Raw genomic sequence first — 22,741 nt, 5'->3', positions numbered from 1 at the left:
TACCTATGGAACCAAATCAGAACGCCCGCTACTCGCGGCAAATGCTGTTTCCCCCCATCGGCCCGTCGGGACAAGAGAAGCTGTCGGGCAGCAGGGTGGCGATCGTCGGGCTGGGGGCGCTCGGCACGGTGCTGGCCAACCATATGGTTCGCGGCGGGGTCGGGTATTTGCGCTGCATCGACCGCGATTTCGTAGAGACCAGCAATCTTCAAAGACAAATGCTCTATGACGAAGAGGATGCCAGGAATCATATGCCGAAAGCCGTTGCCGCCGCGGACAAATTAAAAAAAGTGAATTCGTCGGTTACCATTGAGCCCATCGTAGGGGACGTCCATGCCTATAATGCGGAAGAGCTGCTCAGCGACATGGACATCATCCTGGACGGAACCGATAACTTTCAGATACGGTACCTGCTGAATGATGTCGCCGTCAAGCACCGCATTCCATGGGTTTATGGCGGTGCGGTAAGCTCCAGAGGCATGTTTGCGGCGATCCGGCCCTACGTCACTCCATGCTACCGCTGCCTGTTCCCCGATCCCCCTGCCGGCCGAGGGGAAACCTGCGATACGGTAGGCGTGATCGGACCTATCGTTCATATTGTTGCCTCTTATCAAGCGGCGGAAGCTTTAAAGCTTATGGTTGGCGCAGAGCATCACCTTAACCCTTACCTGGAGCAATTCGAGCTGTGGACGAACCGGCATATGCAGATGGATATTCGTCAGGGAAAGCACCCCGATTGCCCGGCCTGCGGCAAAGGGGAATTCGAGTTTCTCTATCCGGCTGCGGACAGCCTGGAGGTGTTTACGGCCTTATGCGGCAGAGATACGGTCCAGATCACCCCGAGAGGCGGACGATCGGTTAACCTGGAAGAAGAGGAGAACGTATTTCGCAGGATCGGGAAGGTCGAGCGGAATCCCTTCCTTCTGCGCTTTCACGTCGGCGATTATGCGCTGGTGCTGTTCAAAGACGGCCGGGTGCTGGTGCAGGGAACGCAGGACATTGACATCGCCAAATCGTTGTACGCCAAGTATATTAGCCATTAAAACAACAAGCCGGTGCGGGGATCCTTTTCCTTTCACCAGCTTGTTCATTTCCGTATATTACTTTTGGATCGTGAACCCATTCATTTGCAGATGAGCATGGAACATGTCGTTGACCGAAGGCAAATCTTTCTTTGCAGGCCGGGACTCCGCTTCCCAGACCTTTGATTTCTTCAGTGCTCTCGGACAGTGAATAAAGCACTCCTCCACCTCTACAATGACACCCAATTGAGGCACTTCACTCCATTGCATCGCTGTTAAAATGTCCTCATTGCGCGTGATCCTTGTCCGGCCATTAATCCTTAACACTTCCTCCAGGCCCGGTATGATGAAGAGCATACCTGCATATGGGTTCTCAAGCATATTCAACAAGGAGTCGACACGCCGGTTTCCCGGCCGTTCGGGATAGATCAGATGCCGGTCGTCTATGACTTTGACGAAGCCCGGTTCATCTCCGCGGGGCGATACATCGCACCTCCCCTCTTGATTGGCTGTGGACAGAAAGAAAAGCGGCGACATCGACACATAATTTCGAACATGTGAATCGATTTGTGCAATGCTTTTTTTAAGTACGGCTTCGTGAGGAGAGCCTACCAAATCCCTCAGCTCATCCGCACGGGTAACGATCCCTTGCGACCATAATTCATGAATCATCCGTATAAAACCTCCTTATCCGAAGAATCCCATGCTGCTTTTCTCTTACTATCCATGTTTTCTCTCGATTTGTCCATACTGATTCTTAACGTGAACAGGGATTCCCCCAAAAAACGAACGACTTCACTCCCGGGATACAGGAATGAAGTCGTTTTTTGGAATGGAGGCTTCGCCGGGAATCAGCTGCGTTCGTGCAGCGGGGCGGATGAATTGAATTCTCTGAGCTTAAAGGCATCCTTCAGCCAAACCGCGACCTCTTCAGACAAAGCATTCAGGATCACTTTGCCGGCGGCAGCATTGGCGCCGCCCGGTGTCCCGAAAACGCCGCTGGGGCTAATGGCCTGCACACCCTTGGTCTCGATGGCTTCCAACCATCCTGCTTCTCCTGCCGTATAGCCTGTGACGGCTTCAAACGCGCGTACACGGTGCTCTCCCATGACATGAAGCGCCAGACTCGTCTCAATCGCGCCGGCATGACTGTCCGTAGACGCAAGCTTGAGCCCTGCCTTCACCCCGGCTTGAAACATGACATGCAGGAAACGCCTGAAATCGGTATAAGCGGCTACCTGCATTCCGGGCCATATACTGCTGCAACCGGCCGCATATTTGCCGAGAAACCGGAAATTCCCGCCATGGAAACTGAACAGACCGATACGGGTCAGCCCCATACGCCTCAATGCCGTGATGTATGCCTGAATTACGGCTCCGAGCGTTACGGGACCAAGGGTCACTGTGCCGGGAAAATCCGCGTGATGCTCCGATAGGCCGGCCATGATCGTGGGTGTTACAACGATGGGTTCTCTGCACCGTGCCGCAACCTCGGCCGCCAACACTTCAGCCAATGCCGAATCCGTCACCAGGGGCAAATGCGGCCCATGCTGCTCGAGCGCACCGATGGGGATCAGACCGACCGCGCCGCGGTCCTGCCCAACCGCCCTGGCCTCGGACGACGTCAAATATTTCAGCTCGACAAAACTCATAACAGCTGCGCTTCACCGGAGACTTCCTGATCCGCCATACCAGAAGGGGGAAGAAACACATCATTGAACGTGATTTTGCCGGCTTTACGTTTCTCTTCAGCGTATGGACCGCGGTCGATCAGCTTCAGAGGAGCCCTCTTTTGATGAATTTCCCGCCTTTTCAGCCGAGTGGCTTCCTCGTCAACGACATACTCGGCGGTGAGTCCCTGCATGCGCTTATGAACCACCACACCGTAATCGCGCTCGGCGCTTTCGATGGAAACCAGCTGCCGCAGCACATCCATGCGTACGGCCTCCACATCCCGCTCCAGCGGGTCCCCCCAACCTCCGCCGCCAGGAGTTGTAACCCGGATGATATCGCCCGCTTTCACCGGGATTCCTTCCTGACAGAACTGGATCAGCCGTTCGTCAGCAGTACCGGGATTAATCCATGTTCCCCCGGGCTTGCCCGGCCCGCCGCCGTTAACGCCGTAACAACCGAACGCCGTGCGGTCGACATACGTAACGTAATACCCGTCGGCCAGCATACGAATGTCCTTCACATAGCCCATCCCTCCGCGATATTTGCCGCATCCGCCTGAATCGGGATTGAGAGCAACCCGCTCGACAATAACAGGATAGCGCTGCTCGATAAATTCCGCCGGAAGGTTCTTGGCATCGTTCACCATGTCTACTGCATCGGTTCCATCCGCATAGGTCCGCGCTCCGGAGCCGCCGCCGAATACTTCGCGGTACAGCCAAGGCTTTCCTTCCTCGTCGTAACCGTAAACGCCATATACCTGAACGCAGTGCATATCCGCCGACACGTTTCCTCCAAAAGCCTGGGCAAGGGCCGCTCCATAAACGCCGAAGCCGCGGAACCAGCACTGCATACGGTTGATCACAGGCGCCGGATACTCCGACGTGAGCACGGTTCCAGGCGGCAACTCGCAGCGGAATACTCTGGTCACGCCTTCGTTGATCACCGTCCCCGGTGCAAATCCGGCCAGGAACGAGCCTACCCATTTGGACAAAAAGCGTCCGTCGTTGGGCGAGTTCAGAGGACCTTCGGTTTGCGGATTCGTCCCCGTCCAATCCAGAATGATCTTCTCGGGGTCCTTGCGCAGGGTGACCATGAGCTTGACCGGATCGTCCAGGTTGATTCCATCGTTATCGAGGAAATCCTCCCCCGTAAACTCTCCATTGGGGAACATAGGCAGGATCACATCCCGTACCGCCTCCGCGCAGCGATCCATCAGCTTGTACATGGCGGCCTCGACGATATCGGCTCCAAGACGGTCGCAAAGCTGCTTTACTTGACGCTCAATGAGACGGCAGGCGCCGATGAAAGCATCCAGATCTCCGCGCATCGTATCCGGGAAGCGGGTATTGCGGAGCACAATCTTATAGATATCGTCCTGTAACCTGCCTTGGTTGTACAGTTTGACCGGAGGGATCTGGATCCCCTCTTCAAATATACTTGTGGAAGTGGTCGGCCAACTGCCTACCGACCGGCCGCCCACATCCTCGGTGTGACCAAAGATCAAGGAGAAAGCAATAAGACGACCGCTGTGAAAAATAGGGACGCACACACAGTAGTCGGGCAAATGCGTAATCGTACCATGGGAATCGTAAGGATCATTGTAGAGAAATACGTCCCCCTCGTGAATCTCCTCAAGAGGAAAGTGGGCGCGTATAGGGTCCGCACTGGCTCCCCAGGAAACCGATGTTACATTATTGCAGTCTACGGTACAAATCGAAGCCCGATAATCGTGCTGCTCACGAATGATGGTTGAGCGCCCGGCAAGCTCAACAGCCGCTTCACCCTCATCTACCGCAGCCTCCAAACCGCCCTCCACGACGTCCAGAGTAATAGGATCCACTTGGGCCTTGAAGCGTTCAATGCGCGCCCATTCCTCTTCCGAACGGGGCCACTCCTGCTGCCGGAACGGCTTATACAATGGCGGCTGGTAAATGGACGCGTCGAAAATCAAAGGTTTGTCGTTTGACATATTAAGATCCTCCTTTAGCGTATCGTGTGAGGAGCAAGTGCCCGAACTCGTTTACCGTAACGTACCACCCGGGTTCCACAACGGTAGTGGTATCGTACTGCTCAATGACCGCCGGCCCGGCAAGCGGCTCCGGGATGGGTTCTGTGGGGCGTGCGTACACCGGACAATCCACGAAATCTGACGCCTCGTTTACATACATCGGCTGTATAGACTTCAGCAAGTCGCTCCACCGGAGCTCCGAGCTTTGCTTTGCATACTGGCGAGGTGGTGCGAGCAGCCCGAAGCCGGTTACTCCGATATTTACGATTTCGACCAGCGTCTTGTTCTCGTAGGAGTACCCGTACTGGTCTTCATGAGCAGCATGGAAGCTTTTGATGGTACCGGCAAGCGATCCGGCAATGGAACCGTCAGGAACAGGCAGGGGTACACGAATTTCAAACGCCTGTCCGACATATCGCATGTCGAGAAACGCCTGCAGACGAATGCCGCTGCTGCTGTCAAACCCTTGACGGGCGAGATCCGCCGAGACCCGGTCGCGCAGCTGCAGGAACTCGTCGTTCAGCCGGTCCACATCGAGCGCGTCTTCGCGCTGCACATCGGTAATCACGTGATCCACACGCACATCCGAATAAAGCAGCCCGGCCGCAGCGGTGGCTCCAGGCGCCGTAGGGATCAGAATCCTGCTCATGTCCAGCGCATTCGCAACAGGGGAAGCCATGAGACCGCCTGCGCCGCCAAAGGCGAACAACGCATAATTGCGGGGATCGCGTCCACGGCGGACAGAGACGACGCGTATTCCTGCAGCAATGTTTTGCGTAGCGATCTCGAGAATGCCTGCGGCCGCTTTCTCGACGGAAAGCCCCAAGGGTTCGGCAATTTTGGCTTGTATGGCGTCATAGGCAGCCTGCCGATCCAATGGAATCGAGCCGCCAAGCAGGTAAGGCGGAATCCGGCCCAGCACCAGGTTCGCATCGGTAATTGTGGGCTCTTGGCCGCCCCTTCCATAGCACACAGGGCCCGGAAACGACCCCGCGCTCTGCGGTCCTACCCGCAGGGCTTTGCTGCCGCTCAGCCAGGCGATGGATCCGCCGCCCGCTCCCACGGTCGTCATATCGATCATTGGAGATTTGATGTCGTAGATATCGATCCTGCCTTCAGATAACAGACGGGGGATTCCGCCTTCAATCAAAGCCATATCCGTGCTGGTCCCACCCATATCCAGGGTCAGCACATCATGGATCCCGGCCGCGCCGGAAATGGCTGCGGCGGCGATGACGCCAGCCGCGGGCCCCGAGAGAGAAGCGGCAATAGGCCGTTTGATTAATTCATTGGCGGTGGCGACACCGCCGCTGGATTTCATCACATATAGCGGGGCTTCTATTCCCGCCCCTTGTGCCCGATCGCCCAGCCGGTCAAGATAAGTGGAAAGAAGAGGCATTAAGCCGGTATTCAAGCACGTGGTCAGTGTCCGTTCATACTCGCGATATTCCCGGATGACATCAGCGGAAATGGATACAAAGCATTCGGGATATTCCTCTTGAATGATCTCCCGGGCACGTTCTTCATGAACAGGATTCTGATAGGAATGAAGGAAGGATACGGCAATCGCTTGAACGCCCAGATCACGGTATTCGCGTGCAGCCAATCGAATCTGCAGCTCGTCCAGCGGACGCAGCTCCTCGCCTCGATAATTGAGCCGTCCCTCAACCTCGCGAACCAATTCCAACGGTACAACCCGGGGCGGTTTGATCCACCAGGTGATGGCGCCAAATTCTCCGGGCACGTTCTGGCGTGCAACCTCGAGCATATGACGGTACCCGTTCGTAACAATAAGTCCGAGGCGTGAATACTTTGCCTCCAATACGGCATTCGTGGCTACGGTGGTTCCGTGAAGCAGCATGGCAACGTCGGAAGCGGATGCGCCGATCTCTGCCAGAACACCTTCGATGCCGGCAAGGAAGGCGCGGGACGGATCATCGGGAATACTCGATGTCTTGAACACCTTCTCCTCACCAGTCACATCATTGAGAGCTACCACATCTGTAAACGTGCCGCCTGTGTCGATACCAATGCGCCAACTCATTCGGTCCTCCCCTTTCTGAATCTTCCTGATTGTGCATAACGCCACAAGGTTGAGATTCTACCTCATCTGCGTTTGCCTGAACCCAGTATAGCAGGGAGGTGACCTGCCGATCTGTTCATTAGTTACATATCCATCATTTTGCCGGTACGGCCCGATTGCGCCGCGTCCCGCTCACCCAATCTCGAAGGCCGCCAACCGCTCCAGCTCCGGCATATTCGTGATGAACAGAACGCCCTTCCGGAGATCGACCAATCCACGCGCGCGCAATCCGTTGAGCACCCGGGTCACCATCACTCTGGAGGTACCCGCCAAAGCGGAAAGCTCCTGATGGGTCATGGACAGCGCCCGCGTACCCTCGGGTTTGCGGGCAAGGATCTCCACCAAAATCCGGGCCAGCCGAACCTCGGAGGGATCGAAGGTCAGGGTCATCATCTGGTTGCTCAGCATCCATACCTTATGGGCTATCGATTGCATCAATGTGAAGGCGAAGTCCGGACGGATGCGAATAATTTTCTCCATGGTTTCCCTGGAAAATGCACTGACCTTGGTAGATTCTACGGCTTCTCCCGTGTACCAGTGATTAGCGTGCTGAAAGAACGGAACGTCCGCAAAAAACTGCCCGGGCTCCGCAAAGGCCAGCACTTTCTCCGTACCGTCCGGACGAACGATGGTAGCCCTTACATGGCCGGCATGCACATAGAAAAAATACTGTGCGGGTTCGCCTTGCCGGATGATAATGCTCCCTCGCGGGAAATACCGGGGAGTTGCAAGTTCACTGACCTCGGACGGCAGCGATCCAAACGCGCGGGGATGAAACGCTTCTTGAACGACGTGCTGCATTTGCATTAGGTTACTCCTTTCCTATAGGGCATGATTAAGCTGTGAGAAATACGTTAATATCTGAATAATCAAAAAATTTTATCAAATAAAAGTCTATGATGCCCGGCATGATAATCTTATTAACGCGCTGATCATGAAATGTTGAATTTTGGACAATGCTTCACGGATCTTAAGCTTTGTCAGGAAAGGGTATTTGCAAGAGTGATGGAGAAGGAAATTGCGGTGCTTTTGCTTTTGAGGTGAGACTGCACGTCGTACTGAAAATAGAATGATTCCTATAAAACGCTATGTATAGATAATAGCTTAATATTTGGGGAGGAACAAGAAAATTCTGTTACAACATATGCGGCTTTACTTTCATCCTGAATTGAACCATTTCAAAAAAAGTGATGGAAAATAAAAAGTATTTCCAACTTTGAGAAAGTCAGAAATACTTGTCCCAGATCATGAACCGCCTGCATAAAAGAATCTTCCGTTCTCTAACACTCCCTACTTCCACGTGGGGCTGCCCAAAATCCTCCCCCGTCCTTGAATCGCGCCGCCGCGGCTAACGTTTTGTCTGTAGACTGCAATGACTGCACCAGCAGCTTTCATAAATTTCGTGTTACGCCGACGTATCGACATCAAGCATGTCCAATAAAAAGATAAAGATCGGAATTCCCACGATCAGGCCCCATGTGCCCAGGTAATGCTCCGAAAAAATGAGAATAATAAACGTATAGAACATAGGAAGGTTCACTTTGGAAGACATCAGCTTCGGGTTCAGGAAATACCCTTCAAGAAAGTGAAGCACAGCAATCATAGATAACACATAGATGACCATCAGATAACCGCCTATCGCATATCCGATAATACTTAAAGGAATTAATGAAACCAAGAAACCTACTACGGGAACCAGACTAAGCAGGAAGATCATGATGGTTAGCGCAAAAAGGTAAGGATAGCCGAGAATCCATAGGCCGGTAACCGTAAAGATGGTATTGCATGTAGCAATAAGAAGTTGAGCTTCCAGCACTTTGCCAAAAGATAAAACGAATTTCTTCCCGAAATACTCAAGCTCTTCATATAACCAGGAAATTTTGCTGTTTTTCAATCTGGATGTAAAGGCGGCAATTCTGTTTTTTTCGAGGATAAAGACAAAGCTCAGCACGATTGCCAGTACGAACGTCGTCCCCCAATTGCTGATTTTAAGAATATATTCGAAGCCTTGTCTTACGTAGGATTGCAAATCCAGGTCTTTTATGGTTTTGTACACATATTGAGACAGCTCATCCTGAGGAACCGGCAAATGCGACAGCCCGATCAGAGTAGCTTTTAATTGTTTGATTTGAACATAAAGCTTCGGCAAATAATTAATGATACCGATGACGATGGTCGTAACTAAAATAAGATACAGCAATATGATAATGACCTTGCTGTTGACCGGGATGTATTTATTGATTTGCTTCGTTAAAAAATGCTGAAGACTGTTCATAATGTAGATGAATAAAAAGGTTAACAGAATGAGGTTCAGCATGTCCCTTATGCTAAACAACAGCAAACATATTACTAAGATGATCAGAAATCGTCTTACCGTCAGATTTAAAAAGAATCGCTTAATATTCTCCATCCATTCGTCTCCATTCACTAACCCTCGAGTTTGTCCTATTCCTCAGTCTACAACAATGAAAATAGTTAGGGCAATAAAATATACAATATTAACTTCATTTCCTTCCGAAAAAGAAAACAGGAAGCCGCAGCTTCCTGTCCATAATTTGTTCTATTCTATTACAAGACTGATGCCCGCAACCTTTTCATTACCCCTTGAACGAAAATGCCGGAAGCCCCTTAACCTGCGCGGCTACGCTGAATATTCCACCGGCCAACGGCTGTTTATCCAACTCCCGTTCATGGAGTCCATGGCGGGCCGTCGTAATATACAGGACATCGAGATCCTTTCCACCGAAAGCGCATGACGTCACCTGAGAGGCTGGAACCCTTATTTCGTCAAGCTGCTTCCCGTTATCCGGATTCCAGCGGGTAACCCGATATCCGCCCCAATGGGCGATCCAAATCATGCCTTCCGCATCGATGGTCATTCCGTCGGGGAGCGCATGATCTAAGGTCAAATCAATCATCACCCTTTGACGGCTCAGCGTTCCTGAGCTCATTTCGTAATCGAAGGCGACCACCTGCTTTGTCGGTGAATCGATGTAATACATGGTACGGCAATCCAGGCTCCAGACAATACCGTTGGAGATACCGATTCCCGTCAGCATCTTGCGGACGTTCAGATCCGTATCCAAACAATACAAGGCACCCGACCGCCCTGTTTCGTTCAAGTTCATGGTTCCTGCCCAGAATCTTCCGGCGGGGTCGCACTTACCGTCATTAAATCGATTCTCCGGCTGATTTTGTTCCGGATCCATGACAGGGGTCAGCACCTCCGTTTCCAAATCAAGCGAGTAAAACCCATTCTGCAGGGCCAGCATAACACCGCCCGCTTCTCTGGGCACAACGGTTCCAACGAATTGGCCAATGGGAATCGAACGGTCGGTATGGTGCTCCGGGTCGAACACATGCAGCGTTTTTCCCGTAATATCCACCCAGTAAAGCACCTGCTTTTCAGCATCCCATATCGCACCTTCACCCAGATCGGCTTTGGCATCCAATACAAGGCTGCATTCTGTCATGATAGTCCCTCCCCATACCCTTTTTTAACCATTCATCCGGCAGGCGGCATCGCGGCCTGCCGGATCAAGCCTTCCTTACAAATTAACCTGAAATAAAAGCTCCGGATTATCGAACAATTCTTTCAACACAAGAGCGCACGATCCGATAAGGTTGGCCTTCGGCCCCAGTTTGGAAAAAATGACCCGCACCCTTTCCTTCGGTACCGGCAGAGCTCTCTGCTGAATCTGCTTCTCAATTTCGGTGATCAGGCGTTCTCCCAAGTGAATCATTTCGCCATGGATAATGATCAGCTCCGGATTGATTGAATTGACAAGATTGGCGATACCGATCCCGAGATATTTGCCCAAATCCTCAATGGCCAGTTGGTATACGACGTCATCTCCCCGGCGGATCGCTTCCCCGATCAGTTCGAAGGTCAACTCGTCCCGCGTTTGCACCATGTCTTTCAGCAGTAACGTGCGCGATAAGTTTTCGTGAATTCTTGACATGAGGGAATTCGACGAAGCGTACATCTCCCAGCAGCCGTCATTTCCGCATCGGCACTTCAAGCCGTCCATTTGAATGGTCGTATGCCCAATTTCTCCAAAGCTGTCGTCTTTGCCCCTCATAATCCGGTTATCGATAATGATCCCCGCCCCGATGCCAACGTCCGTCATGAGGCTGACAAAGGTATCCACGTCTTGGCCTTCGCCAAACATTTTTTCGGCCAGCACCTGGTTGCGGCATTCGTTGTCCACCCAAACCGGCAGATGAAAGGCCGAAGACAGGCTTTCTCCCAGTGAACAACCGTTTAACACTTCTAAATGGGTTGATGTCAGAATCGTTCCGGTGCTTGTCTCAACCAGTCCCGGGCAGCCTACTCCGATTCCTTTGACAGGAATCCCCAACTCCTTCGCCTTTAGAAGCAAAGCACCCGCCAAATCCTTCACCTTGGCAAGCATCGTTTCCGTCGTATCCTTCGGGGTGATCGATACGCGAAGCTCGTGCAGAAGGTTTGCCGAAAGATCCATGAGCGCCGCCTTTATGGTATTCACGGTAAAATACAAGGCAAGAATGCCTCCGCCCCTGGCATGAAAGGCGATTAATTTGGGGCGCTTGCCTCCCTGGTCCGTGGAACTGCCCATTCCGCTCACTTTGATATATCCTTCCAAAATTAATTCTTCCACCAAAGCGGAAACCGTAGGGCGGCTCAGCCCCAATTCCTTGCTGATTTCCGGCTGGGTCGTTTCGCCCGAATTACGGACCCACTGCAAAATACTGAGTTTATTCGATTGTTTGATATCTGTTTTTCTTGAAATGATAAGCAAATTTCACGCAGCTCCTATCCAAATCTATATATATTTTCACAAAATGCCGTACTTATTAAACGCCTCCACGATCCCCATCCCGTTTTCGAGGGCTTTTCTCATTTGGTTCTCTCCGCTCACCTTGTCCGAAGCCTTTGTTACCGTCTCATGGATGATCTCCTTGGGAACGACGACGACGCCGTCATGATCGCCGAAAATCAAATCCCCCGTACGGATGAGCACACCGCCGCATTGAACAGGTACGTTGCAGGCGATCACGTCGGTCCTGCCCTTGGAATCATACGGACTATAGCCACGGGCAAACACAGGAAACTCCATTTGTTTGATTTGCATACTGTCGCGGATCAACCCGTCAATCACCGCTCCCCTCGATCCTTTGATTTTGGCAGCCGTACTGAGCAGCTCCCCCCAAAATCCGCTGCGGGTCGAACCATTGGTCGCAGCAACAAGGACGTCCCCTTCCTGCAGCGCATCGATCGCTTTAAGCTCCTTTTGATAAGGTGCGGACGGAATTTCGTAAACATCCGCAGCGAGCACGGTTAAAGCCCTGCCTGCAAATTTGGAAAAAGGAATCACCGGTCGTATATCATGAGTCATGCACTGCTGCCTGTAACCCATTTCGTCCAGAATATCCGCCAGGACCGCACTGGTTAAAGTTTTTTCCATTTGAGCATAGTTCAAAAAAATCCCGTTGTCCATTCGTATCCCCCATTTGTTCCGTTCATGGAAAAGGAGCGGATAGAACGTAAATATGCTTTCCAGCCGCTCTTCATTGATTATTGTTCCGCTATTTTTTGCAGATCGTCCAATGCCTGTTTGGGCGATTTTTGGCCGAGCAGCGACTGCTGCACCGCCTTGATGGTTTCCAAACGTATTTGAGTAAATTTAGGATCGTTTAACGGATAAAATTTAGCGATCGGCAGTTGGCTGATGAACTGTGCCGCCAACGGATCCTGCTTGGATAGACTTTCCCCGACACTCTTTGTCGCAGGCAGCATACCTTCATTTTTCATGAACTCTTCGTAACGTTGATCCTCATAGAGGAATTCGAGGAATTTGCCGACGGCCTCCTTGTTTTTGGTCGACTTGAACACCATCAGGAAATCCTGTACCCCCAGGTTGAAAGGCTGTTTGCCTGCATTGACCGGAATCGGCGCCACTCCGTATTTCAGGTTCGGCGCATCCGCCTTCAGAATGGTCGGCAGGAAGTTGGCCGTAATCATCATCCCGACCTTCCCGGCTCCGAACACCTTTTGCAGCTCATCCCGGTTGATGGCGGTCGGCTCGGGGTTGGTCACTTTGTCATTACGTACAAGGTTGGTCAAATACTGCAGTCCCTCCACGTTTTCCGGAGAGTTCAGCACCCATTGATCGCCCTTTTTCCAATCTCCTCCATTCCCCCAAATGAAATAGGAGAAGTAGGCTTGCCCTTCGAAGGTCGTCATCGGTACGCCGAAGCCGTCGACTCCCGTTTGTTCTTTAATGGCTTTGGCCGTTTGCCTCAGTTCATCCCATGTTGCCGGGGGCTCTTTAATGCCTGCTTGTTCAAAGAGATCTTTGTTATAGTACAGACCGCGGATCGATGCGAGAAGCGGAAGGCCGTAGCTTTTGCCGTCCAGCTCACCCGCTTTGTAAAACGACTCGTAAAATTTGCTTTTCAGGTTTGGAGAAATCACTTCGTCCAACGGAAGAAGAAGATCATCAGCGGCAAATGCAGCATAATGGTTCAAGTTCAAAATGTCCGGCGTCTGTTGGGTGCTCACCATCGTATTTATTTTTTGCTCCAGAACGTCCCAACCGACAACCTGCAGGTTCACTTTGATATCCTGATTCGCTTGTTCAAATGCACTGACAACCTTTCTGAGAAAAGGCTCGGTCGCATTGCTGTATTGAGCGGCGATGAAGGTGATTTCTTTTTTCTCCCCGCTGCCGCCGCCGGAAGAAGATGGGCCCGGAGAGGGTGGCGGGCTTCCGTCTGTCGAATTGCCCCCGGTACATGCTCCCAATAGAGAGGACATCAGTAATAACAACGTTAAGAATACCGGCGCCCGTTTTAATGAATTCCTGTTGTTCACTTTGAATCCCTCCAAAAGTTACTATTTGTGAAGCAAGCGTCTGCAAGAGCACGATGGGTCCGTTACGGGATGCTCTCACCCCCTTTAAGTCCGTTTAACAGGCCGATGGACTCCCGAACGATCAGCTCTCCGGCCTGCGGCGTGAGCTGACTGGTTCTTGCGGTTTTGATTTCATATCCTCCTTCTTCAAAAGCGCGTTCCGTAGGCACATATCCTATATAATCGTTCGCCATCCCCACAATCAGGGTATAGAGATAAGGGGACCGTTCTTTTATAGCCAGACCCAGTTCTGCAAAAAGCTCGCACGGCAGGCTCAGCAGCGCATGGTCTCCGATTTGAACCGCTTGAAGCTCCGTTTGCAGAAACTCGGCTTTATGTTGACTGAGGATCAATATTTCTTTGGCATAAGCTTCATCCGGCACGCCGTCAAGCAGAGAGGGAATGCTCCATCCTGCATTTTCCAGAAGCTGCAGGGCGTGCCGGACCTGTTCCTCCGTAATCCTTCTTCTCGGGAGTAAAACCGGTTTCGAAACGCTTTTCAACCGGAGCGCAGCCGAATACTTCAATGTCGGCAGAACATCGAGCACCCGACCCGCCAACCGGCTTCCGATGCGCTCCGCCTCCCCAAAATCGCGCGCCTGCCCCGGATTGGATATATCGATATGATTGATATCCCCTTCGGCGCCGTTCGCAAAGAGCACAACCGTATCCCGGCCGAACCGGTGCTCCAAGCGTTCGGTCAAGCTGTGCACATAGTCCCTCGATATCAACCCATCCTTACCGACCAGTACAGCGGTATGAAGCGTAAAATGAACCAAGATCGAGCGGATGGCCCGCCGTTCGTCCGCAACCGAAATCACGAATACATCCGGGTCGATCGGCCCGGCCGCAGATTTCACCTGGGAGGGATCCAGCCCTTCCCAGTTCATGCGCAGCGTTCCGTCCTGCATCATGATGCGCCGGTTAAAGCTAAGCGCGTCTTCATATCCTTTGCCGATACCGACCGCCGCTTCCCAGACGTTGTCCGTGCATAGGACGGCCCCTTCGATCACTTTGCGGGTCAGTTCTTCAATATACGAGATGACGAGCGGATCGTATTCGTCCTTGAAGGCTTCCATCACATCAGGCCCGGAATGGGTATGTGTGGCGAACAGGATGATGCTCTCGGGCAGGATTCCCGTTCTTTCGCGGATGCCTTCCTTAATAAGCCTTCCGAACGATGCGAAAATGCCGATCAAATCCAGTCCGATGAACAACAAAGCATGCCTTCCGTCGTTCAAATACAGGAAATTGGCATATAAAGGATCATGTACGCCCTTGGACCGGTTATCCTGACGAATGTTTCCGCCGATAGGAGTACCGGTTTGCGGCGTGATATCGATCTTGCAGCAGCCCGCTTTCACCGTTCGATCACCTCGCCTGTCGGTAAGATTTTCTCCACGCCTCTGTCGGTTTCATAGATAACAACCTTTAATTCCTTGCTGATCTTATCCCCTGCGCGTATTTTCTTCGCCGTTCCGTTGCGGATCGCTTCATTAAGGCCGTCTTCCCCGATCGACGGACGGCTGGTGAAAGGTTCGATGACGACCGTATAAGCGTTACCGTACCACGGATAGCCCTTCGTTCCGCCAAACTCCTGCCAAATCCACAGATGGGGAAAATCGTCCACAGGCCACGCCATCCCTATGCCCAGATTCATGCGGCGGTTGGTCAGGGCATACCAGCCCTCCTTATAGGCCGTCGCATAAAACATATCCGTAGTTTCGGCGCCGATGCCTCCAATTTTACGCAAATCCGCCGGTTTTCCATGTACATCGACAGCGTACGGCCAGTCAAAGCGGTTGCCGTGCGGCAGGCGGTTTGATGGCTCCGCTTTGTCCGAGGTAATAATCGTGCAATCCGGAAGCTCGAGAATGCAGTCCTCGCTTAAGAAAGGAGCTCCATAGCTGGGATGATGACCCCACATGAAGTCAAGCTCCGTCCTGCCGTAATTATGGATCGTCTCACGAAATTGGATGACCGGCCGGCCCGCTTCCAGGCGGATTCTTTTCTCCAGAATAAAGGGCGTTCTTAATGTTTTGGTCGTGAGAAGCACCTCTACTGCCTCCGGCTCGTCGACGAGAACGGCAAACTCCCACGGACATGTCGCCACCTCGCCATGAAAGCCAAGATGGGCGCCCTGGTAATAGGAAGGTCCGCTGGCCGAAGGAAACAGCTCCTGCCAGCCTCCGTGATAATAATCCGTAAAAATGCCCTGGGGATTCTGCATGGAAGCGGGGATAGGCGGATGCCTCAGCCCGATCGGGGATCGCCACATGAAATCGACATCCTTGGGCTTATACAATAATTCGAAAATGTCCGATCCCTTATCGAGCAATATCGACATCCGGATCAATTCGTTCTGCAGCACCAGCGTTCTCATGCCTTTGTAGGTCCCGTAAGGATCGATGCGGCATCCGTAATGGGCTTCCCTCATTTGTTTTTTCCCCTTGCTTCAACCGGAATCACGGTTTCCACCTTTCCGTTTCGGATACCGATCAATTCATCCGCCAGGTTTACCGTCGGGCAAACATGGTTGGGAATGATCTCCAGACGGCCGCCAATGGAGACAGGAAAATCATGTGCAGTAAGCATGACCCCATGTTCCTCGGAAAGCCGGTCAATCCGGACTTGCGGAGCCGAACGAATGCATCCGTATCCCTCCGTATAAGCCCCTTTATCCGAGGAGAGGGTTTTGGAGCCCGCATCGATGACCGCACGGTCTTCCGAAGGTCTGCTGACTACCGTTGTATGGATCGTCAAGGCGCAATCGACAATCCCGGCGAGCCCTAGCGAGACCATCGTCGCGTCGTTGAAAACGTAGGTGCCCGGCCTGATTTCTGTAATGCCTTCAACCTCCTTGCAGTGAAACGATGTCGGCGTCGAACCCACGCTGATCTCCGGAATATCCAGCCCGAGCTTTTCCTCAATTAGCCGTTTGGTTTCCGCCAGCAGCGCTCCTTCCAGTCGGCTGATGCGAATCCGTTCTTCCTGAGAATCCGCCTTGTAGGAGTGGCCCGCATGGGTCATTAGCCCGGTTATGCGAACAAACGGCAGCTTGGCGATATCCCCGGCGAGCTGAAGCGTTTCTTCCCCCGGCTGTCTTCCGCAGCGCTGCAGCCCCGTATCCACATCAATGTATAAGGACATGGTTTTGCCGAGCCGGCGGCCAACCTCGGAAATCCCGCGCGCCGCTTCCACGCTGTCCAAAGCTACGGTTACCTCGGCATGAGCGGCCAGCTTCTCCAGCCGCCGAAGCTTCTGCTCTCCGACGATCGGATAGGCGATCAGAATGTCGGTAATCCCGTGCTTTCGCATCACTTCGGCCTCCCCGATTTTGGCCACGGTAATGCCGAACGCTCCATACTGCAGCTGCTTCAAGGCGATCCAGGGGCTTTTATGGGTTTTTACATGCGGCCGAAGACGCACTCCCGCTTCCTCCGCTCTTAAAGCCATCCGCTTCATATTTCTTTCCATGATGTCCAAATCCACGACCAGCGCCGGGGTGTCTATGGATTCGATTCCTAAAGCTGCTTCACTTTCCATCAATGCTTCACTCCTCCTGCCGTAAGTCCGCTAATTAAATACTTCTCGATGCTGAGAAAAAGAATAACGACCGGCACGATCGCTACCAGCGAGGTGGCGAACACATACTGCCATTGGACGTCATACATGCCGAAGAAAGCGTAAATTCCGACGGTCAGCGGCTTCGACGTTTCCGTCGAAATGAAGGTCAACGCGACGGCGAACTCATTCCATGCGGCAATGAAAACAAAAATGACGGTGGTCATGATCCCCGGAACGGCCAAGGGCAGCGTAATCCTGCGCAGGGCCTGCCATTTCGTACAACCGTCCAGCCAGGCGGCCTGTTCAAGCTCATACGGGATCGTCGAGAAATAACCGCTGAGTATCCACACCGCAAACGCCTGATTGAAGGCGGCATTGGTGAGAACAAGTCCCCAGACCGAATCCATCAGACCTAGCCAATGCATTTCGCGGAACAAGCCGACAAGCAGCACGATCGGCGAGAACATCTGCGTTATCATAATCAGATACAAATACATTTGTTTCCCTTTAAATTTCATCCGTGCCAGCACGTAAGCGGCCGGAATTGCACAGATCAACGCCAAAGCCGTGGCGCCGCCCGCAATCACGACGGTGTTCAGCAAATAATCGGCCAACGGCACCATATGCCAAATATCCGCAAAGTTGGAAAATGTCCAGTTGACCGGAAAGAAGGTCGGGGGGATCGAATAGACCTCGGCCTTGCTTTTTAATGAAACGATCAGCATGATCAGGTAAGGAAAAACCATGACAGCAAAGAGAACATAAGCGAACATGGAAAGGAATGCATTTTGAATTCTCATTGACCTTGGCACGGCTATTCCCTCCTCAAGGCAATGGTCGTGTAAATAATGGAAAACAACAATAGAAGAAGAAAACTGATCACGGATACGGCGGCGGCTTCACCCATCTTATGAGCGGCAAAGGCCAGCTTGTACAGATAGGTAATGATGGTATCCGTCTGATGGACAGGATCCCCTTTGGTCATCGACCAGATGATAGGGAACGAATTGAAAACATAGATGGTGTTGAGCACCGTACTGATGGTCAGAGGCTGTCTTAAAAGCGGCAGGGTGACATGATAAAACTGGCTCCAGGCGTTTGCGCCGTCCACACTGGCGGATTCGTACAATTCGGCGGAGATCGACTGCAGGCCGGAGAGGAGCACAAAGCTCGTAAAAGGAATCGTCACGAATATCCCCACTCCGATCATCGCAGGAAAAGAAGTCGACGGCGAAGCCAGCCAGAAGATATTTTCATTAATCAGGTTGAGCTTAAGCAGAATCAAATTCAAGGCACCGTAGTTGTAATCGAGAATCCATTTCCAAATCACGGAGGTAATAATCAAGGATACCGCCCATGGGATAATCAGGGCGGCACGCACCCATCGCCGCCCGGGAAAATCCCTGTTCAGCAGCTGTGCGATTCCCAGTGACAGCACGGTGCTGATGCCGACTACGCTAACCGTCCAGATCAGCGTGTTTTTTAAAACCGTCAAAAATACGGCGTCGCTCAGGACGTTGGAGAAATTGCGAAATCCGATATATCCTTTCTTCACTCCGGATAAGCTGATTTGGGACACGGAAGCGGAAAATAGCTCGTAAATCGGGAAAACGGTAATGAATACGATGAGGCTGATACTCGGAAGCAGCCAGAGATACGGCATTGTTTTCCCGATGATCCGGCTGCTGCGGCGAATTTTTTGTTCTTTCTTCTTTATTCCTGATCCGACCGTACCTTTTTCAATTTCCATGGCTCACCCCAATTCCATATGACCTTTGTATCCACTATTCCATCGGTATAACGATTTGCCCGGATGCATCAGATTTTATTTGAGAATGGCCACGGCGTCGATTTCCACTTTGATGCCCAGCAGTTGGCTGCCTACGGTTGTACGAACAGGGTAAGGCTCCTTAAAGTAGCGTTTATACACTTCGTTAAAGGCCTGAAAATCCCCCAGGTCGCTTAGATGGACCGTCACTTTCACCACATCGTCAAACGTAGCGCCGGCTTGCTCCAATATGTACTTGAGGTTATCCAGCGTTTTAGCCGTTTGTTCTTCGATCGTATCGCCTTGAACCTTTCCCGTTTCGGCATCGATCGGTCCTTGTCCCGCCGTATAGATCGTATTGCCGAATTGGATCCCTTGCGAGTAAGGACCCGCAGGAGCCGGCGCCAGACGGGTCAGCAGTTGTTTTTTCATTGTCTATTCCTCCCTTTTTATCAATGGTCATCGGTTGGTCATTCCGTACTGCCGTCAACTCCGCACCATTCCGTCATGGCCAGCGCATACAGCTTCACCAGCAGGAAAAAGTCCTCCACCTCGATATACTCATCAGGAGCATGGGCATTTCCGCCTTTGGGTCCCCAGATGACCGCCGGTGTCCGGCTGTAAAGATTAAATACGAAGGAGTCGCAGGCAAAGGGCGCTCCTTGTACGGGAAGACCGCCGGGATATACGGTTTGGGCCACCTTGGACAGCACCTCTAAAGAAGGATGATCCTCAGGAATGCCTGTCCCCGGCAGAAAACGGATCAATTTCTCAATGACAGGCGGCATATCGCGGAGAATGTCATCATGGGCAGCCTTTTCCCTGTAATAATTTTCGAAGTCGCGGCGCAGCTCCTCTTCCGTTGTCTCCGGATAACACTGAATCCATACATCGATCGTACAGTGGCTTGGCACCCTGTCGCTTAGAGGCGAGTTAACGGGACCCGCTTTCACGCTTTGTACGTACGCGGGCAGGCCGTGGTCATTCACGAACCAACGGGATTGGGATCTCTTTCTGCGGTGATCGGTTTCAAACTGATGGAAGATCGTAAGGAATCTTGCTGCGGCAAAGACGGGATTGATCAAAGGCTCTCCGCTGAAGGAACGGCCCGGACGCCCCCGGAAGGTGATTCGGAACATACTGCCGCCCTGATTGGCCGGGCAAATGGCGAGATTGGACGGTTCCGGCACGATGGCCAAGTCCGCTTCGTAGCCTTTTAACACGCAGGCCAGCGTGGCGTTTGCGCCTCCATACTCTTCATCGACGACGGTCTCGATGATGACGTCTCCCTTTAAGGCAATCTTCAGATCTTCGAGCAGCTGGAGAGCCATCATAGCCGCCGCCATCCCGCCCTTCATGTCGAACAGGCCCAACCCGTACTGCTTGCCGTCTTTTACTGTTCCGGAGAAGGGATCGACCGACCAGGGGTCTTCTCCTCTGGGTACCGTATCTACATGCCCGGTGAAGATCAGCGACCTTCCGCCGCCCTTTCCCCGCTTTCTTGCCACAACATTAGGACGGTTCTCATACTTCCGATTGCCCAGATAGGCTTGATGTTCCGTCAGGCCCGGTACATCGGTCGGCAGAAACATATCCATGTCACAATTCAACGTACTTAAAAAATGATAGATAAATTCCTGAATCTGTTTTTCGTCGCCCACAGGATAATGATTTTCGCTCGGGATCGAAACCAGGGACCTGTTAAAATCCAAAATATACTGGCGATGTTCATCTACCCACCGGCTGATGTTAGCGAGCATGAATAGCCCCCTTCCCATTCGCTTATTCTTGACAGATCTGTCCGCCGTCTACGACCAATTCCGTTCCTGTTATAAATGACGCTTCCTCTGAAGCGAGAAAAGCAAATGCGTTGGCGACATCCTCCACCTTGCCGTAACGGTTCAAGGGAATTTTGGAAGTGTAGTTTTGGACTTCCTCCTTGGACATGCCGCCTTCCAGCGCCAATTCGGTCAGTATGAATCCCGGACAGACCGAATTGACCCGAATGTTAAACGGCGCAAGCTCGATCGCCATCGATTTGCCAAGCAGGATAACCCCTGCTTTCGTTGCATTATAATGAGCAAGACCTTTTTCGCCCAATATTCCATTCGTCGAAGCCATGTTCACGATGACCCCTGCATGTTGTTGTTTCATTTCGTGTGCAACCAATTGGGAGCACAGAAAGACACCTGTCAAATTCACATTCAGTGTATCCTGCCAATTTTGATCCGTGATGTCCAAGAACGGTTCGAAACGGGCAATTCCCGCATTATTGGCCAGAATATCAATGGATCCGAATGTCGTTTTCGTAAATTTCACCAGCTCCAAAACCTGCTCCCGCTTCGTCACGTCAACCGTAATACGGTGCACAGTTCCATATTCACTCAATTCTTTGGCCGCGTTATGTAATCTTGTTTCTCCCAGATCGCAAATGACCACCTGTGCGCCTTCCTGAAGAAACTTCTTGGCGATAGCCTTTCCGATCCCCCGGCCGGCCCCTGTTACAATGGCCGTTTTGTTCTGTAATTTCACACCATCAACTCCTTTAGCCTTATGTTAGTTAGTTAATGTTCTTTTCTAACTAAATAGTACTCCACACACGCTAATAATTCAATAACAATTTTCTAAATTTTATAAATATTCTGTTATTTAATGAGGTTAAATATATTTTGTTTTCCGGGGCATGGTGCGGCACATCAATGCGGCAATGCCTAAAAAGCTTAGTAAAGAAGTTTCAGCTTCTTCACTAAGCTTTTTGGTGTTTTCCATATGCATGATTGTTCCGACACGATACCTTGGAGTCAAATCTCTATCCGGCCGTCCATGCCGGATGATTTATGACACTGTGGAATGAACATCTTCGGCGATGACGGCGTCGCTGCTTTCTTTCCCTTTTTTCTTTGAAGCCAATTTTCCAAGAACGATAACAAGCACAGCCAGTCCGATCGGAAGCACATAGTGGCCCGCCGGGAACACCGATTCCAAATAACTTCCCACGGCCTTGTCGCTTAATACCATTTCTCCCGCTGTATATCCAAGCAGTCCGGCACCCAGCCACACAATGATGGGGAACCGGTTCATGAGGCGCATGAGCAATTGGCTGCCCCAAATAATCAGAGGTATACTGATCGCCAGACCCAGGCCGATCAGAACAAGATTCCCGCCGGCTGCTCCGGCTACTGCAAGCACATTGTCCAAGCTCATGACAAAATCGGCAATGATAATGGTTTTAATCGCCTCGGTTATCGTAGATCCGGACTTCAAGTGTTCTTCATCTTCCCCGCCTTTTAACAGCTTAACGGCAATGTACAACAGCAGAAATCCGCCGGCTACTTGTACAAAAGGAATTTGCAGAAGCCAAACGGCGACGAACGTCAAAATGACTCTTAATGCGATGGCGCCAAAACTCCCCCAAACTACAGCCTTTTTCTGCTGGTTCTGAGGCAAATTACGGCACGCTAAAGCGATTACAACCGCATTATCACCACTTAATACAATATTAATCAAAATAATCTTCAGCAGTCCAACCAGAAATGCCCCTTCCATCCACCTGTCGCTCCTTTTATAAATGAAGAATAGAATCATTACCGTAAGGGCTTACATTCAAGATCTACAAGCCTGTGATGCATTTTTTCATTGCAATCCTCCCAGAAGTCAATATGTGTAGCATATATATTACACAATACTATATTTTCTCCTTTTTCAAAAGAAAAAAATTTCCGCT

The 22,741-nt window shown here is 51.7% G+C and carries 20 protein-coding genes; 1 reads left to right on the top strand and 19 read right to left on the bottom strand.

The window, feature by feature from the left end:
* The first annotated feature begins 5 nt into the window (after positions 1-5).
* Positions 6-1,043, top strand: a complete 1,038-nt coding sequence (locus tag BLT35_RS08420; RefSeq protein WP_074727521.1) for a ThiF family adenylyltransferase — start codon at positions 6-8, stop codon at positions 1,041-1,043.
* Between the two features lie 57 nt (positions 1,044-1,100).
* On the opposite strand, the gene BLT35_RS08415 is transcribed toward BLT35_RS08420, so the two are convergent.
* The 19 genes from BLT35_RS08415 to BLT35_RS08325 form a co-directional block, all read right to left on the bottom strand.
* The gene (locus BLT35_RS08415) at positions 1,101-1,694 is read right to left on the bottom strand and encodes an MSMEG_1061 family FMN-dependent PPOX-type flavoprotein (RefSeq protein WP_054817880.1); all 594 of its coding nucleotides are present in this window, start codon (positions 1,692-1,694) and stop codon (positions 1,101-1,103) included.
* 179 nt (positions 1,695-1,873) lie between these two features.
* Positions 1,874-2,674 (bottom strand): creatininase family protein, encoded by an 801-nt coding sequence (locus tag BLT35_RS08410; RefSeq protein WP_054817879.1) that lies wholly within the window; start codon positions 2,672-2,674, stop codon positions 1,874-1,876.
* The gene (locus BLT35_RS08405; RefSeq protein ID WP_074727520.1) at positions 2,671-4,665 is read right to left on the bottom strand and encodes a hydantoinase B/oxoprolinase family protein; all 1,995 of its coding nucleotides are present in this window, start codon (positions 4,663-4,665) and stop codon (positions 2,671-2,673) included. Before BLT35_RS08405 ends, BLT35_RS08410 begins: the two co-directional genes overlap by 4 nt.
* A 1-nt stretch (position 4,666) precedes the next feature.
* Positions 4,667-6,748 carry a hydantoinase/oxoprolinase family protein gene (locus BLT35_RS08400; RefSeq protein WP_074727519.1) on the bottom strand — a complete coding sequence of 694 codons (2,082 nt, stop codon included), beginning with the start codon at positions 6,746-6,748 and terminating at the stop codon, positions 4,667-4,669.
* Positions 6,749-6,919: 171 nt separating this feature from the next.
* A complete protein-coding gene (locus BLT35_RS08395; RefSeq protein WP_062409077.1) occupies positions 6,920-7,594 on the bottom strand; it encodes a Crp/Fnr family transcriptional regulator in 675 nt (224 codons plus the stop codon).
* Positions 7,595-8,192: 598 nt separating this feature from the next.
* Positions 8,193-9,104, bottom strand: a complete 912-nt coding sequence (locus BLT35_RS08390) for an AI-2E family transporter (RefSeq protein WP_375162774.1) — start codon at positions 9,102-9,104, stop codon at positions 8,193-8,195.
* 280 nt (positions 9,105-9,384) lie between these two features.
* Positions 9,385-10,260, bottom strand: a complete 876-nt coding sequence (locus BLT35_RS08385; protein ID WP_062409079.1) for an SMP-30/gluconolactonase/LRE family protein — start codon at positions 10,258-10,260, stop codon at positions 9,385-9,387.
* 75 nt (positions 10,261-10,335) lie between these two features.
* The gene (locus BLT35_RS08380) at positions 10,336-11,568 is read right to left on the bottom strand and encodes an ROK family transcriptional regulator (RefSeq protein ID WP_062409080.1); all 1,233 of its coding nucleotides are present in this window, start codon (positions 11,566-11,568) and stop codon (positions 10,336-10,338) included.
* Positions 11,569-11,604: 36 nt separating this feature from the next.
* On the bottom strand, positions 11,605-12,234 hold the full coding sequence (locus BLT35_RS08375) for an RraA family protein (protein WP_175471958.1): 630 nt from the start codon (positions 12,232-12,234) through the stop codon (positions 11,605-11,607).
* Between the two features lie 110 nt (positions 12,235-12,344).
* Positions 12,345-13,643, bottom strand: coding sequence for an ABC transporter substrate-binding protein (locus BLT35_RS08370; protein ID WP_062409082.1), 1,299 nt, complete (start codon positions 13,641-13,643; stop codon positions 12,345-12,347).
* 62 nt (positions 13,644-13,705) lie between these two features.
* Complete coding sequence (locus BLT35_RS08365) at positions 13,706-15,046, bottom strand: hypothetical protein (RefSeq protein WP_062409083.1); 1,341 nt, start codon at positions 15,044-15,046, stop codon at positions 13,706-13,708.
* On the bottom strand, positions 15,043-16,119 hold the full coding sequence (locus BLT35_RS08360; protein ID WP_062409084.1) for a DUF4432 family protein: 1,077 nt from the start codon (positions 16,117-16,119) through the stop codon (positions 15,043-15,045). The genes BLT35_RS08365 and BLT35_RS08360 overlap by 4 nt, the downstream gene beginning before the upstream one ends.
* Complete coding sequence (locus tag BLT35_RS08355) at positions 16,116-17,228, bottom strand: D-TA family PLP-dependent enzyme (protein ID WP_074727518.1); 1,113 nt, start codon at positions 17,226-17,228, stop codon at positions 16,116-16,118. Before BLT35_RS08355 ends, BLT35_RS08360 begins: the two co-directional genes overlap by 4 nt.
* Positions 17,228-18,061: a carbohydrate ABC transporter permease gene (locus BLT35_RS08350; RefSeq protein ID WP_235594315.1), complete on the bottom strand. Its 834-nt coding sequence runs from the start codon at positions 18,059-18,061 to the stop codon at positions 17,228-17,230. The genes BLT35_RS08355 and BLT35_RS08350 overlap by 1 nt, the downstream gene beginning before the upstream one ends.
* 2 nt (positions 18,062-18,063) lie before the next feature.
* The gene (locus BLT35_RS08345; protein WP_254777527.1) at positions 18,064-18,999 is read right to left on the bottom strand and encodes a carbohydrate ABC transporter permease; all 936 of its coding nucleotides are present in this window, start codon (positions 18,997-18,999) and stop codon (positions 18,064-18,066) included.
* A 75-nt stretch (positions 19,000-19,074) separates the two neighbouring features.
* Complete coding sequence (locus BLT35_RS08340; RefSeq protein WP_062409086.1) at positions 19,075-19,449, bottom strand: RidA family protein; 375 nt, start codon at positions 19,447-19,449, stop codon at positions 19,075-19,077.
* Positions 19,450-19,487: 38 nt separating this feature from the next.
* Positions 19,488-20,777, bottom strand: a complete 1,290-nt coding sequence (locus tag BLT35_RS08335; protein WP_074727517.1) for a M20/M25/M40 family metallo-hydrolase — start codon at positions 20,775-20,777, stop codon at positions 19,488-19,490.
* 22 nt (positions 20,778-20,799) lie between these two features.
* On the bottom strand, positions 20,800-21,549 hold the full coding sequence (locus tag BLT35_RS08330; RefSeq protein WP_062409088.1) for an SDR family NAD(P)-dependent oxidoreductase: 750 nt from the start codon (positions 21,547-21,549) through the stop codon (positions 20,800-20,802).
* A gap of 303 nt (positions 21,550-21,852) precedes the next feature.
* Positions 21,853-22,563, bottom strand: coding sequence for a TerC family protein (locus tag BLT35_RS08325; RefSeq protein ID WP_074727516.1), 711 nt, complete (start codon positions 22,561-22,563; stop codon positions 21,853-21,855).
* Positions 22,564-22,741 lie beyond the last annotated feature (178 nt).

The sequence above is a fragment of the Paenibacillus naphthalenovorans genome, from assembly GCF_900099895.1.
Lineage (GTDB): Bacteria > Bacillota > Bacilli > Paenibacillales > NBRC-103111 > Paenibacillus_G > Paenibacillus_G naphthalenovorans.
This window is presented reverse-complemented; position numbering and strand designations above follow the sequence as displayed.